General features: G+C 52.9%; 13 protein-coding genes and 1 other RNA gene. 5 read left to right on the top strand and 9 right to left on the bottom strand.

All coding sequences use genetic code 11. From position 1 onward, the window contains the following. Positions 1-845: 845 nt before the first annotated feature. Positions 846-1163: a hypothetical protein gene (locus ACJ8W9_RS11735; RefSeq protein WP_411361167.1), complete on the bottom strand. Its 318-nt coding sequence runs from the start codon at positions 1161-1163 to the stop codon at positions 846-848. A gap of 207 nt (positions 1164-1370) precedes the next feature. Here ACJ8W9_RS11735 and ACJ8W9_RS11740 point away from each other — a divergent pair, with 207 nt between their 5' ends. Together ACJ8W9_RS11740 and ACJ8W9_RS11745 are read left to right on the top strand one after the other, a co-directional pair. Next, positions 1371-2084, top strand: coding sequence for a zeta toxin family protein (locus ACJ8W9_RS11740; protein WP_411361168.1), 714 nt, complete (start codon positions 1371-1373; stop codon positions 2082-2084). A 70-nt stretch (positions 2085-2154) separates the two neighbouring features. Further along, positions 2155-2322, top strand: a complete 168-nt coding sequence (locus ACJ8W9_RS11745) for a hypothetical protein (protein ID WP_169740491.1) — start codon at positions 2155-2157, stop codon at positions 2320-2322. Positions 2323-2447: 125 nt separating this feature from the next. Here the strand turns inward: ACJ8W9_RS11745 and gcvP are convergent, their stop codons facing one another. The 3 genes from gcvP to gcvT are packed head-to-tail and all read right to left on the bottom strand — an operon-like array spanning position 2448 to position 6862. After that, positions 2448-5333 (bottom strand): aminomethyl-transferring glycine dehydrogenase, encoded by a 2886-nt coding sequence (gcvP, locus tag ACJ8W9_RS11750; protein WP_411361169.1) that lies wholly within the window; start codon positions 5331-5333, stop codon positions 2448-2450. Positions 5334-5365: 32 nt separating this feature from the next. After that, complete coding sequence (gcvH, locus tag ACJ8W9_RS11755; RefSeq protein ID WP_411360324.1) at positions 5366-5755, bottom strand: glycine cleavage system protein GcvH; 390 nt, start codon at positions 5753-5755, stop codon at positions 5366-5368. 30 nt (positions 5756-5785) lie between these two features. Next, positions 5786-6862: a glycine cleavage system aminomethyltransferase GcvT gene (gcvT, locus tag ACJ8W9_RS11760; RefSeq protein WP_411361170.1), complete on the bottom strand. Its 1077-nt coding sequence runs from the start codon at positions 6860-6862 to the stop codon at positions 5786-5788. A gap of 152 nt (positions 6863-7014) precedes the next feature. On the opposite strand from gcvT, the gene ACJ8W9_RS11765 reads away from it, so the two are divergent. After that, on the top strand, positions 7015-7875 hold the full coding sequence (locus ACJ8W9_RS11765; protein ID WP_411361171.1) for a LysR family transcriptional regulator: 861 nt from the start codon (positions 7015-7017) through the stop codon (positions 7873-7875). On the opposite strand, the gene ACJ8W9_RS11770 is transcribed toward ACJ8W9_RS11765, so the two are convergent. From ACJ8W9_RS11770 to ACJ8W9_RS11785, 4 genes are read right to left on the bottom strand one after another with little or no spacing between them, the layout of a single operon-like run. Continuing rightward, entirely contained in the window at positions 7856-8992 is a 1137-nt protein-coding gene (locus ACJ8W9_RS11770; protein WP_411360319.1) for a UbiH/UbiF/VisC/COQ6 family ubiquinone biosynthesis hydroxylase, read from the bottom strand. The genes ACJ8W9_RS11765 and ACJ8W9_RS11770 overlap by 20 nt on opposite strands. Beyond that, complete coding sequence (ubiH, locus tag ACJ8W9_RS11775) at positions 8992-10194, bottom strand: 2-octaprenyl-6-methoxyphenyl hydroxylase (RefSeq protein WP_411361172.1); 1203 nt, start codon at positions 10192-10194, stop codon at positions 8992-8994. Before ubiH ends, ACJ8W9_RS11770 begins: the two co-directional genes overlap by 1 nt. After that, a complete protein-coding gene (gene pepP, locus ACJ8W9_RS11780) occupies positions 10176-11483 on the bottom strand; it encodes a Xaa-Pro aminopeptidase (RefSeq protein ID WP_411361173.1) in 1308 nt (435 codons plus the stop codon). The genes ubiH and pepP overlap by 19 nt, the downstream gene beginning before the upstream one ends. Before the next feature lie 20 nt (positions 11484-11503). Then, entirely contained in the window at positions 11504-12073 is a 570-nt protein-coding gene (locus ACJ8W9_RS11785; RefSeq protein ID WP_411360313.1) for a UPF0149 family protein, read from the bottom strand. A 144-nt stretch (positions 12074-12217) separates the two neighbouring features. On the opposite strand from ACJ8W9_RS11785, the gene ACJ8W9_RS11790 reads away from it, so the two are divergent. Beyond that, positions 12218-12526 (top strand): cell division protein ZapA, encoded by a 309-nt coding sequence (locus ACJ8W9_RS11790; protein WP_034732868.1) that lies wholly within the window; start codon positions 12218-12220, stop codon positions 12524-12526. 14 nt (positions 12527-12540) lie between these two features. Beyond that, positions 12541-12723: non-coding RNA, 6S RNA (ssrS, locus tag ACJ8W9_RS11795), on the top strand. 16 nt (positions 12724-12739) lie between these two features. Here ssrS and ACJ8W9_RS11800 read toward each other — a convergent pair. Next, complete coding sequence (locus tag ACJ8W9_RS11800) at positions 12740-14299, bottom strand: amidohydrolase family protein (protein ID WP_411361174.1); 1560 nt, start codon at positions 14297-14299, stop codon at positions 12740-12742. Between the last annotated feature and the right edge of the window lie 44 nt (positions 14300-14343).

Raw genomic sequence — 14343 nt, forward strand, 5'->3', positions numbered from 1 at the left:
AACTTAATTGACTGGTTAACTGGCGCTGCCACCATAGTATGACCTTAGCACCTGATGACGGTGCTTGAAGATGAGTCGGTAGACAGGTGCCAGAACGTCTGCCAACACTGGCAACCTACACTGGAACTCGACGGTATCGGTGACCCAGCATAATGCCCCGTTCCGATTGATGTCCCGCCGATGGTGCCAGAGCTTATTGGTTAAAGTACTGGACACCTCCACAAAACCCCGTTGGCGATCAATGGATTGAAAAAAGAACGTGTGCCGATCAATGGGAAGGATACCGAAAAGGAGTATCCAGCTCGAAAAGAGCACCCTACCGGAGGGCCATTCGAAGATCGGCTTGCTTGACCATTCTGAGGGAGCCGTCATACGGATGAGAGGGCTCAATTCCCTATTTACGCCCTTCATGGTGAGTAGCCCAGCAACATCTTCGGGACTGATTTTAAGATTGCTCGATACTTCAAATTTCACTGAGATCTTCCGTGACAGTTAACATTTGTATATTGTGCGTGCGCGTTTAGCAACTCGTCCAATTGATGGTTTTCAGCTCTTAACTTACTGAGCAAGCAGGCATTCCTGACTTGAAAGAATCCGAGTTAGCAAAGGCAATTTGAGCATGCTCAGTTACGCTCTACCGAGCGCACAGTATCCAACCTTTATTTTGTTATGTCATTGATAGTAAACGACTTAAACACACAACACAATAACAAAACACGCAATATCGCCGAAGTGAATGTGCCGTACATTGCTGGCGACACGATCACTTACTAATAACGCGACGGCTAGTCACTAGTTGCAGTAACCTGAAAGTCAAAAGGTCCGGTGTTCGCTCAAAGCAGCCCCTACCGACGCGCCTGCCGCGACTCAATCTCCACAACTTTATTGCCCGAAAACATCACCGTTAAGTAATATTCGCCGCCGATGTCACCACGCACAACGTAAGACCATGCTTCGGCGGTGCGGCCACCACGACCAAACCCGGTGTTGATGCCAATCGATTGGCGATCGCGCAGATCGGGGTTACCGATTTTGTCTATGACTTCGATTTTGGTCATGCCACAACGAATTAAATCGCCGCCTTTAATCCGAAATGAACAGCTCTCTGCTGTTGGTGAGTAAAGAACCAGAACGCTGACAACAACGATTAAAAGCCACTTCATAACCAACACTCCCTGTAAGACTTAAAAACATAAAGTTAACGTCCGAATCACATGTGCGCAATTACACAAAAGTCATAGTAGTCATTGTCTGCAAACCAGACTAAGCAGCACAGGCAAAAATGCGTCCAACGTCGAATGCTACGAAGTAAGGCTTTACCTGCAGAAAAGTCAGTGCCACACTCAAAGCACATCTTTTAGGACAAACTGATGATAAAGCTCTCACCAGATGAAGAACAGATAGCTGCGCAGGCGGTTATGTTCGCGAAAACGAACCGAACGCAAATTGCTCGAACTCTCACTGATAAGCTTCGGTTTCCGGCTGAGAAAAAGCCTGTTTCGGTTTTTATGGCAGGTTCTCCTGGAGCAGGAAAAACCGAAGCGTCCAAACTATTTTTAGAAGAGATTGGTGCGAGCAACGTCATACGATTAGATCCTGACGATCTCAGACACTATTTCGATGCGTATCAAGGTAGTAATTCATATTTGTTTCAGTCGGCGGTTTCTTTAATTGTTGAACGGACCTTGGATTTCGCGTTTAAAAACGGTCAGTCGTTTTTGCTAGATGGAACGTTGTCTAATTATGATATTGCGCATCGAAACATCGAGCGTTCGTTGCAAAAAAGCAGGCATGTCCTGATAATGTTTGTTTATCAGAAACCTGAATTTGCTTGGGAGTTTGTTCAAGCACGTGAAAAAGAAGAAGGTCGCAGAATTGAACCTTCTGTGTTCGTTGACCAATTTTTAGGTGCGCAAACAGTCGTAAATGAACTAAAAGGTGAGTTTGGCAGTCGAATACAGGTAGATTTATTGGTAAAAAACAATAAGGGGCACACCCGCTTCTACCATGACAACGTTGACGAGATAGAACGCTACATTACAGAGCGGTACACTCGCCAACAGCTTTTAGAGCTGATAGAATAACGCGCCCTTGACGGTACAGTAGACCTGTACAAAGATGGGTTAGAGCATAGAAATAGTAAGGTAACCAACAATGCTTGGACTATTCAAAAAGAAAGCGACAGAAAGTTCGAATCTATCGAACTTCGTGCACAACGCTAAATCGCGTGAGAAAAAACGCGTCTACGCACGTGTGATTGACCGTGCTATTGCAGAGCAAAATGCCGTTGTTGAGCGTCAGAAAAAGGCGGCGAACAGCTAGCCACCATCCTTCGTAAACTATTTGTCGAAAAAGCCCCAACCTTTCAAAGTTCGGGGCTTTTTTATTGCCACAAACAAAAATGCCCTCCAAGCGGAGGGCATTCAGCATCATGCAAAACTAACTAGCTAGCGGTAATCTTCCACCGCTGGGCAGCTACACATCAAGTTACGGTCGCCATACACGTCGTCGATGCGGTTCACCGATGGCCAGAACTTGTTGGCGGCCACGGCTGGCACTGGGTAGACGGCGGTCATGCGGTCGTACGGACGATCCCAAGAAGCGTCCGTGATGTCAGCCAAGGTATGCGGCGCGTTGTGCAACGGGTTGTTGTCTTGCGGCCATTCGCCTTGTTCGACTTTCTTCACTTCTTCGCGAATCGAGATCATGGCTTCGATAAAGCGGTCGAGTTCGAACTTTGACTCTGACTCGGTTGGTTCGACCATCAGGGTGCCCGCAACTGGGAAGCTCATGGTTGGCGAGTGGAAGCCATAGTCTTGTAGACGCTTGGCGATGTCGATTTCGGCGACTTCGGCGGCGTCTTTTAACTGGCGCAAATCGATGATGCACTCGTGCGCGACGCGGTCGTTGCGGCCTTTGTACAAGATCGGGTAGTGCCCGCTCAATTTCTTAGCGATGTAGTTGGCGTTCAAAATTGCCACTTCAGTCGCTTCGCGCAGGCCGCGTGAACCCATCATGACGATGTACATCCACGAGATGGGCAAAATGCTTGCGCTACCGAAAGGTGCCGCTGAAACCGCACCGTTCTCAAGGCCAGTGCCTTGAATCGGCACGACTTTGTGGTTTGGCAAGAATGGCGCCAAGTGTTTCTTCACGCCGATTGGGCCCATACCAGGACCGCCACCACCGTGTGGAATGCAGAAGGTTTTGTGCAGGTTCAAGTGCGATACGTCGGCGCCTACGTAACCTGGTGAGGTCACGCCGACCTGTGCGTTCATGTTGGCACCGTCAAGGTAGACCTGACCGCCGTACTCGTGCACTACGTCACAAATGGTACGGATGCCTTCTTCGTACACGCCGTGGGTCGACGGGTAAGTGACCATGATGCACGACAAGTTGTCACCTGCTTCTGCAGCTTTAGCTTTCAGGTCTTCGAGGTCGACGTTACCGTTTTTGTCGCAGTCGACCACCACCACTTTCATGCCCATCATTTGCGCTGAAGCTGGGTTGGTGCCGTGCGCTGAGCTTGGGATCAAGCAGATATCACGGTGCGTGTCGCCACGGCTGTGGTGATACTTCTGAATCGCTAACAAGCCTGCGTATTCGCCTTGTGCACCTGAGTTTGGCTGCATCGACATGGCATCATAGCCAGTAATGTCAATCAACCAAGTCGACAAGGTGCTGAGCAATTCATAGTAACCGGCAGCTTGATCTTGCGGGCAGAACGGGTGCAACTGACCAAACTCTGGCCAGGTCACCGGAATCATTTCTGCGGTGGCATTCAGCTTCATGGTACATGAGCCGAGCGAGATCATGCTGTGGTTCAAGCTGAGGTCTTTATTCTCCAGCTTTTTGATGTAACGCAGCATCTCGGTTTCTGAGTGGTGCGTGTTGAACACTTCGTGGGTCAAAATGGCACTTTGACGCTGCAATTCTGCTGGAATTGAAGTCACTTCGCCGCCATTCACGCGCGCATCGAGTGCGTCAACGTCGAGGCCGTGGTCGGCACCGAATAAAGCAACAAATAAGCGCTCAACGTCCGCGCGGGTTTTCGCTTCGTCCAAGCTGACGCCGAACTGGTTGCCGCCGTCGTGACGCAGGTTCATGCCCTGCTCGACTGCGCTGGCCAGAATGCTTTCTGCGTTGCCGTCGAGTTTGAAGGTCAAAGTATCGAACCACTGTGAGTTGGTGACTTCAACGCCTTTGTCGCGCAGGCCTAGAGCGACGATGTCGGTCAAACGGTGAATGCGTTCAGCGATGGTACGCAAGCCCTGTGGACCGTGGTACACGGCGTAGAACGATGCCATGTTGGCCAACAACACCTGTGCGGTACAAATGTTCGAATTGGCTTTCTCACGACGGATGTGCTGTTCGCGGGTTTGCATGGCCATGCGCAACGCCATGTTGCCGCGGCTATCTTTGGAAACACCAATGATACGACCTGGCAGTGAGCGCTTGTATTTGTCGCGGGTGGCGAAAAATGCTGCGTGAGGACCGCCGTAGCCCATCGGCACGCCGAAGCGTTGCGCTGAACCTAGCACCATGTCGGCACCCATTTCGCCTGGTGCTTTCAACAGCACTAAGCTCATGATGTCAGCGGCAACTGCAACCACTGCTTTCTCGGCTTGCAAGTCAGCAATCAGTTGCTCAAGGTTGTGCAATTGACCGTAACGGTCAGGGTATTGCAGCAAGGCACCGAACACGTCGTGGTTAGTCGCTTCGTGCGCAGGGCCCACGATCACTTCAAAACCAAACATTTCGGCGCGGGTTTGCAATACGTCTAAGGTTTGCGGATAGACGTTATCGGCAACGAAGTAAGCGTTCGATTTGCTCTTCGAGACGCGCTTCGCCATGGCCATCGCTTCAGCTGCAGCAGTGGCTTCGTCGAGTAACGAGGCGCTGGCTAAATCGAGACCAGTGAGGTCCATGGTCATTTGTTGGAAGTTCAAAATGGCTTCCAAACGACCTTGGGCGATTTCTGGCTGATACGGCGTGTAGGCCGTATACCAACCCGGATTTTCGAGCACGTTGCGTAAAATCACGTTCGGTACGAGGGTATCGTAGTAGCCCATGCCAATGAACGAGGTCAGTACTTTGTTCTTGCTGGCGATGGTCTTCAGCTTGGCTAGCGCCTCGACTTCTGACAACGGTTCACCAACTTGCAAAAATGGGTCGCGACGGATCGCGCCCGGTACCGTGTCCTTGGTCAATGCTTCTAGTGAATCAACACCTAGTTCCGCCAGCATTTCTGCTTGCTCATCGGCACTTGGACCGATGTGGCGACTGATGAACTCACCATGATTCTCTAACTGCTTAAGCGTAGCTGTGGTCATTTACTTCGTGTCCCTTTATCCGGGTGGCCAAATTAATCTTCGTCGATAACTGCTTGATAACCTTCTGCGTCAAGTAGGCTTTCTACTTCGCTTGGGTCTTCAGCTTTGATTTTGAACAACCAGCCGTCACCGTACGGGTCGTTGTTAACCGTTTCAGGAGCGTCTTCGAGGTCTTCGTTGACTTCCAGAACTTCACCAGCGATCGGCGCGTAGATATCAGATGCTGCTTTTACCGATTCACACACAGCAACGTCGTCGCCGGCAGAAACGGTATCGCCAACTTCTGGCAATTCCACAAACACCATGTCGCCTAACAAATCTTGCGCATGCTCAGTAATACCTACGGTAAATACGCCGTCACCGTCGTTGCGCACCCACTCGTGGGTTGATGCGTACTTTAATTCCTTTGGAATAGAGCTCATTTTGCGTTCCTCAACTAGGTTGTTCTGTAATTAAACGAGTGCTTTGCCATTGCGGACGAAGCTTGGCTTCACCACGCTAACTGTAACGAATTTCTTGCGCATTTCCACTTCGGCGGTTTCGCCCACGGTCGACGGCACACGCGCCATGGCGATAGAGAAGCCAAGGGTCGGCGAAAAAGTACCAGAAGTGATGACGCCTTCGCCGCCTTCAACCACGACTTTTTGCCCATGGCGTAAGACGCCTTTTTCGCGCATGACGAGGCCCACAAGCTTGTCGTGGCCTTCGGCTTTTTGCTTCTCGAGTGCTTCACGACCGATAAAGGCACGGTCTTCTGGCTCAAACGCAACACTCCAGCCCATGTTGGCTTCGAGTGGCGTGATGCCTTCGTCCATGTCTTGTCCGTAAAGGTTCATACCTGCTTCTAAGCGCAAGGTATCACGTGCACCTAGGCCACATGGCTGCACGCCCACATTGAGTAGGTTTTCCCAAAGCTTTTCTACGTTGGCAGCCGGCAATACGATCTCGTAACCAGCTTCGCCGGTGTAACCAGTGGTCGCGATAAATAAGTCACCTACTTGCGCAGACATAAATGGCTTCATGCCATCTACAGCGCCGAAGTCGTCGCCTAAAATCAGTTTCAGCTTAGCTGCGGCTTTTGGACCTTGCAGGGCAACCATGGCAAGCGTCGGTTGCTCGGTGATATCTACTTGGAAGTTACGTGCAACGCTTTGGATCCATTCAACGTCACGTTCGCGCGTCGCTGAGTTGACGACTAAACGATACGAGGTGTCGCTGAAGAAATACACGATAAGGTCGTCGATAACGCCGCCCTTTTCGTTCAGCATGCTGCTGTACTGTGCTTTGCCAGGAATGGTGATTTTGGCAACGTCATTGGCGAGTAACTTGCGTAAGAAAGCTTTCGCATCAAGACCCGCAACATCAACGATTGTCATGTGCGATACGTCGAACACGCCAGAGTCATTGCGTACTGCGTTGTGTTCTTCGATTTGCGAACCGTAGTTGAGCGGCATGTCCCAACCATGAAAGTCGACCATTTTTGCGCCAGCTTTCACGTGCGCGTCGTACAGAGGAGTGCGATTTGCCATAGCTTCATCGTCCTGTTGCGGAGTAAAAAGTGCCCGCAATTATAAAGCCCCGACGCGCTAGCAACAAATTAATATTCCTTATGCTATTATTTGGATTATTAATAAAGTTTCGTGCGCTATTGTAAATTCAAATAATTTTGCGAGGAATTACGGTGCAACAGCTCCCTCTGGATGCCTTACGGGCTTTTGTTAGTGTTTACGAGCTGCAGAGCTTTACTGCAGCAGGGCAACAATTGGGCCGCTCACAACCGGCGATCAGTCTGCAATTGCAGCGCCTGGAAGAACAGCTTGGCGTCAGTTTATACGCCCGCAGTGGTGGCCGCATTCAGCTCACCACCGCGGGCGCCGAGTTACTCGACACCGCCCGCGCCATGCTCAGTCTCAACGACCAAATTATCGCTAGGCTGACCGAACCAACCCTCAGTGGCCGCGTGCGCTTGGGCATCACCAGTGAGTTTGCCAGTAAATTGCTGCCGCAAGTGCTTGGCCAGTTCGCGCAAAGCTACCCGAATGTCGCGCTCGAGGTCACCTCGGGGCTGAGTAAGCAGCTGATTCAGCAAGCGGATGCCTTCGACGTTATTATTGCCTTGACCGAGGCCGCGAACACCGCCCGCATGCCCGCCGAGCAATGGCTCGAGCTGCGCCAAGAGCCTTTGGTGTGGGTCGGCAATCAGGAGAGTTACTTACTGCCTGAGCCCTTGCCTTTGGTGGTCGCACCTGATGGCTGCATTTATCGACGCCGTGCCTTGCGCGCTTTGCGGGAAGCAGGCATTGCGTCGCGGATTACCTACACCAACAGCGACTTTAGCGGTTTAACCGCAGCAATTGAGAGTAGTCTGGGGCTGACGGTACTGGCACAAAGCACAGTGCCGAGTCATTTGGAGCGCCTGCAGCGCGGACCTAACAATGTAGCCTTGCCAGAACTCGGCGAAGTTGGCGTGATGTTGGCGATGCGGGCCACCGACAACTCAGCGGCCCAGCAACTGGCGCAGTTTATCCAAGAGCGGATTTAATCAGCTGGCGTTTTAGTGGGCCGAAGCTATTGGCGAATTTCAGGCCAATGCCACGGACGAGTTTTGCCAGTGGTTGAGCGGTGCCAAAGCCGCGCTTAAAGGCTTCCATGGCGCTAATCATTTCGACCGCCGCCAGTTTACGTGTACGTTCCCATTCGCGGAGGTCGCGCTGGGTAAAGTCTTCGGCGGTCACTTTGAGCAAGTCGCTGACATCGCCAAAACCCAGGTTTGCACCTTGTCCAGCCAGTGGATGAATGGTGTGAGCGGCATCGCCGAGCACTAACAAGCGGTGTTGCAGCCAACGCTGGGTGTATTGCATGCGCAGTGGGAAAGATGCACGTTTTGACACCACTTTTAGCTGGCCGAGACACTGGTCACTGACACGCTGCAATTGCTTGGCAAAAGCGCTGTCGTCCAGCGCTTCAAGTTCCGCTGCGACTGCGGTATCAGCTGACCACACCAGCGAAACCTGATGCGGATCTGCGAGCGGCAACCAGGCCACCGGGCCACTGGGTAAAAACACCTGACGCGCACAGCCGCCATGGGGTTCGCTGCACTCAATGACCGCCACACAACCGCGTTGTTGATAATCCCAAAAGGTCAGCGGCAAACCAGCAGCTTGGCGCAACGGCGAACGACCGCCGTCGGCGGCCAGCAGGTAATCGCCATCAAAGCGTTGGCCGTTGGCTTCGACCCAAACCCGTTCGGCGGTTACTTGCTGCGCACTGACACTGGCGTTTTCATGCAACTCGACGCCTGCGGCTGCCGCCCGCTGCCACAAATGCTGTTCTAACACACGATTCTCGACAATCGCCCCTAGGTCGGTGGCGTTGGCTTCGCTGGCATGAAAGGCGATACGACCGAAACTATCGTGGTCCCATACTTCCATCGCTTGGTAAGGCCCCAAACGCTCGCTCGGTAGCGTTTGCCAGACCCCGAGCTGCTGCAACAAGCGGCGGCTCGAATGCGCAATGGCGCTGACGCGCAGCTCTAGAGTATCGTTGTAGGTCGGCGCTGCGCCTTGCTCAAGCAGGGTCACGCGATGGCCCTGCTGGCGTAACCCAAGTGCCGCGGTTAATCCGATCATACCGCCGCCAACCACAATAAAGTGCTGCATTAGTTGCCTCCTTGCCAGTTACGGGTCATCGCCAAGCCCATGGTGCGCGCGGCAAAGGCATGACGCAGAGGCGGCAAAGCATCAAGACCTAACAAAGCCAAATTACGGGCTTTGGTCAGCGGCCAATAATGATTTGAGAAGCCGCGCACCAGGCCATCGGTCAAGCCGATAATTTGTTGATAGTCCGCCGCGCGCAGCTGCCAATAGTCAGCGAGCGTGGTGTAACTGCCGGGATCTGTGCTCTGTGCTAGTTGCTGGCTTAAACAAATGGCATCGCGCACGCCTAGGTTAAAGCCCTGCCCTGCAATCGGGTGCAACGTATGAGACGCATTGCCGATAATCACCGTGCGGTGAGCGACGCTGCGCTCGGCTAAATGCAATTGTAACGGATGGGCGATGCGACCGCTGACGCCGGTAAAGCGTCCGGCACGGTAGCCAAACACTTGTTGCACGCGGCGCACAAATTCTGCTTCTGGCAAGGCCATGATCGCGTCAGCGTGTTCAGTTTCGACACTCCATACCAATGAGGCAGCGCGGTTTGGTAAGGGCAACAAGGCAACGGGACCGGTGTCGGTGAAGCGTTCATAAGCCCAACCGTCGAGATCATCGGCGAGCTCTAGGGTGGCGATAATGCCGGTTTGGCCGTAGTCGGTGGTTTGTTGTGCGATGCCTGCACGTTCGCGCACAAGCGAGCGTTGGCCATCGGCGCCGATAAGTAAGCAAGCGCGCACCGACTCGGTGTGTTGCGGCCCTTGCAGCTCAACAGTGACATGGTCAGCGCTGTAACTAAAATCACTGACTTGATGTTCGGCGCGCCATTCCACATTCGGCATTTGCGCCAACGCATCGAACAACGCCCGATTCAGATGCGCTGCTGGTACCACTTGACCAAGCGCAGGCACCCCTTCTTGTTCGGCGTGCAAGCGAGTGACACCGCAGTAGCCTTTGTCGCTCACGTGAATGTGTTGAATGCCTTCGGCAGCTTCAGCCACTGCCGACCACAAGCCTTCGCGTTCGAGCAATTCGACGGTGGCTGCCGCCAAGGCAATGGTACGCTTGTCCGGCACTGGACCCGCGGGTGTGGGCTCCACTACCAGCAGCTGTAAGTCAGCACGTTGCCGAGCCACCAATAATGCCGTCAGCGAGCCAACCAGGCCGCCCCCGGCAATCACAATGGTCTGAGTTACTGCTGTTGCATCCACGCTTCGATCTCTTCTACTGTTTTCGGTGCCGCTGCGGTCATGTTTTCAAAACCATCAGCGGTGATGATGACGTCATCTTCAATCCGAATACCCATGCCGCGCCACTGTTCGCCCACATCAAGGTCATCGGCGGGAATGTAAATGCCCGGTTCAACGGTGATCACCATGCCGGGCGCAAACGGAATCGCTTTGTAATTCTGTCGCTCATCGGCAACATCGTGGACGTCAAGACCAAGCCAATGGCCCAGCCCATGAATAAAATAGCTGCGGTAGCTTTGCGCTTGCCAATGTTCTTCAACGTCGCCGCTGAGAATACCCAGCGCCACTAAACTTTCAGTAATCGAGCGCGCCGCCGCTTCATGGGCTTGCTGCAAGGTCGCGCCCGGCTTAATCACCGCAAATGCCGCCTGTTGCGCGCGCAAAACTGCTTCATACAATTGCTTTTGCGTCTCGCTAAAGCGCCCGTTCACCGGGAAGGTGCGCGTAATATCGCCCGCATAGCCTTGGTATTCTGCGCCCGCATCGATTAGCAGTAAATCGCCGTCACGCAATTCGGCACTGTTCTCGGTGTAATGCAAAATGCACGCATTGACCCCACCGCCGCAAATAGTGCCGTACGCCGGCCCGCTGGCGCCTTGCATGGCAAATTCATGGTGAATTTCGGCGGCCACTTGATATTCCATACGCCCCGGTTGCACAAAGCGCATCGCGCGTTTGTGCGCATCCACACTAATCGCCGCAGCCTTACGCATTAATTCAAGCTCCGCCGCGGATTTCACCATACGCTCGCGGTGCAACCACGGCGCTAAATCATGCCACTGGCGCGGCGCTTGATTGCCCTGCTTGCGCTGACTGGCTAACTCAGCTGCCAATGACTGCCAGTGTTGCAACCACTCGCTGTTGCCGAGGTCACAAAACACGGTTTTACAGCCGTTCATCAAGAATTCTAGCTGCTCATCAAGATCATCAATGCTATGCGCAACGTCGACTTGTAATTCGGCCACAGCGCGCGCGGTGCCTAAGCGGCGACCATGCCAAACTTCCGCATGTGGGTCGTTCGGCTGGCAAAACAGCTGCACCGGCAACTCTGCATCGGGTGCCAGCACCAACACCGCGTCGGGTTCGTTGAAGCCAGTCAAATAGAAAAAGTCGCTGTTTTGGCGAAACGGGTATTCGGTGTCGTTACTGCGGGTGACGAGGCTGGCACTTGGAATAATCGCAAGGCAAGCGGCATCCTGTTCGGCCAACATTGCTAACAGCCGTTGGCGACGCTGTACAAAGGCTTCCATCGCTACCTCTTTATTGGGTATTAATGCAGAGTTTTATTGGTCTTACACTCGCCGTTGCCGTCTTGTCCCAATTCGTTGAAACACAGCATCGAGCTAATGCGTAAATATTCCATGATTTCGAAGTAGGCGCGCTCGGCTTCTTCGTCATCTTCGACTTCAATTTCGAGCTTGGCAATTTCCACCATATCGTCGATGGCCTCACGCAAATCGGCAGAAAGCCCCGCGAGATTGGTCTGATTCACGCCAAAGCCAACTAAAAACGACTGCACCCAAGCGGTCAGTGCTTGCAGGCGTTCATACAGCGGTTCGTGGTCGCCGGGTAATAACAGCTGAAAGCCTAAATCGGGGTCACGTAAACTGGCACAAGCTTCACCGGCGAGCTCTTTTACCTGATCTTTAACTTCGCTGGAAAAGGGCTGCCCTTCGTTGATCAAATCGCTGAGTAACAACAGCCACTCGTCGCCAGTGACACTGGCGCCGCCAGCGACCATGCCGGTCAGTAAGCCGTGCACTTCGGCGGCGCTCGAAAGCAGGCCCTGGTGCTCAAAAAATTCACTCAGGCGGTCATAGCGTTGTGAGCTGCTGGTCATAATCTAATCTCTTGGTCTATCGTCATATGTATTCTTGCTAAAATAGGTTCACATCCTACCACTACCAATGTCGACAGGCTAGCTGACAACGCCCCTCGAGGCATGTCATAATAGGCACCAAGCAATGCAAAGGGAACTGACGATATGAGCCAACGCACCATGGACATCAAATTGATGGACCGTCACTACAAGGTGAATTGTCCCCAAGGGCAAGAGGTGGCTTTGCAGCAAGCTGCGGATAAGCTCAATCAACGCTTAGAACAAATTAAACAGGCAACGAAACTCAGCCATCCAGAACAAATTGCGGTGATGGCGGCGTTGAACCTGAGCCATGAAAGCGCCTTGCTCGAGCAGCAACAGCAAGCACGCATTCGTGAGTTAGAAGAAAAGATTAAACTGCTGCAAGAAACCCTGGAACAAGTCACCACCGAACAACGTCCAGGGCGACGCTAAAATTTGACAGTTAGGATCGCCTGGGATGTACGCCAGCACGCTAATGTCCCTGAGCCGATGTCATCAGTAAAGGGGCTCACTGACCGGCTATTGTGCAAGCTCGACCTGTATCGAGAAGCCTACGGCCGTGAATTTGCGCCCCGCCTTGAACCAGTGGGTTCAAGGGCCAAGGCACGCAGCGGCATCTCGGGTGATCACCCCTTTTATTGAGTCCTATTCGTCGGCAGCTTTCGCCTGCTCGACGAGACGGCGAACATCAGCCAACAATTCCTGCGCATCGTAAACGATACCGTCTTTAATGGTGTAGCGAACACCTTTGGTGCGCATCGGTTGATTGTTCTCATCCAGCTTAAAGTGGCCGGTTCCGTAGAGCACTTTGAAGTTCGCCAACGGATTTTCCGCGACAATCACCAAGTCAGCTTTTTTCCCCGGCACGACGCTACCAATATCGGCTTCCATCCCAAGTGCTTCAGCACCATTCAAAGTTGCGGCTTGCACCACTTCTAAGGCGTTAAAGCCAGCCTCACGCAACAATTCGAACTCACGAATCAAGCCAAAGCCATAAATTTTGTAGATATAACCTGCGTCAGAACCTGTGGTGATGCGGCCGCCATGGTTTTTAAAGTCTTGCAAAAACGCCATCCATTTTTGATAGTTTTTGCGCCAAGCAATCTCTTCATCGGTGGTCCAGTCAAACCAATACGAACCATGTGCATAGCGGCTAGGTTCAAAAAACTCCCACAGCTGCGGCAAGGTGTATTCGTCGTGCCAAATCGCTTGGCGCTCACGCATCAAGTCACGACTGGCTTCGTAAATGGTTAAGGTTGGGTTGATGGTGAAATCGAGTTCAATCAGCTCGTCACGTACTTGCTGCCAACGCTTTGAACCTGGCTCTGCGGCCTGCTTCCATAATTCACCGGCGGCGGCAAAGCGGTCTTGTTCGTTGTTGTAGTTGTAGTCGGCGGGGTAATCCTGAATGGTGCGCTCGGTGAACAACGCTTCTGGCAAGCCATACCAATGCTCCATACTGCCCAAGCCCATGCGTGCCGAATCGACCACATCGGTGCGTACCACATTGAGCTGGGCATGGTGCATCATAGTGCCAAGCTCTTGCTGCTTCGCTTCATCAAGTGCTGCGGCGATAATTTGCGGACGGGCACCGAAGAATTTGATGCCAGCGGCACCCTGGCGCTTGATGTCACGCACCCATTCGCGCGCCTGCTCTGCAGTAAAAATCGGCTCCGAACTACCCATGCCAAAGCCGGCATAAGGAATAATCCGCGGCGCGACAATGGTGTTTTCAGCTGACTGTTGTTGGTGCCATTTGGTCCAGTCTAGGCCGTTAAAGCTACCCGGTTCACGTACTGTGGTAATGCCGTGCGCGAGCCACAGTTTCAGCACATATTCGGCCGGAATGCCCTCAGCTGAACCGCCAATGTGACCATGCATATCGACAAAACCCGGCAACACGTAGTGGCCGGTTAAGTCCATCTCTTTGTCGCCAGCGCGGGCTTCTGGCCGCTTGCCAACAATCGGCACACCTGGGTTGCCGACACTCACCACATTGGTGATGCGATCATTTTCGATCACAATATCGACCGGGCCTTGCATCGGTGCGCCTTCACCGTTGATCAAGTTAACCCCACGCAAAATTAAGCGCTCATAGGGGCCTTCACCTTGGTCACCGCGCGCTGGTGCTTTCGGCGGCGCTGCAATGGCTTGGCTGGTCAAGGCGACACTCAACGCGAACATAGTCAGTAGCTGTTTAATCATGCTATAACACACCTTCATAAGAGGTTGATAAGAGTCTCAGAATA

Source organism: Pseudidiomarina salilacus (genome assembly GCF_047323925.1).
GTDB lineage: Bacteria > Pseudomonadota > Gammaproteobacteria > Enterobacterales > Alteromonadaceae > Pseudidiomarina > Pseudidiomarina salilacus.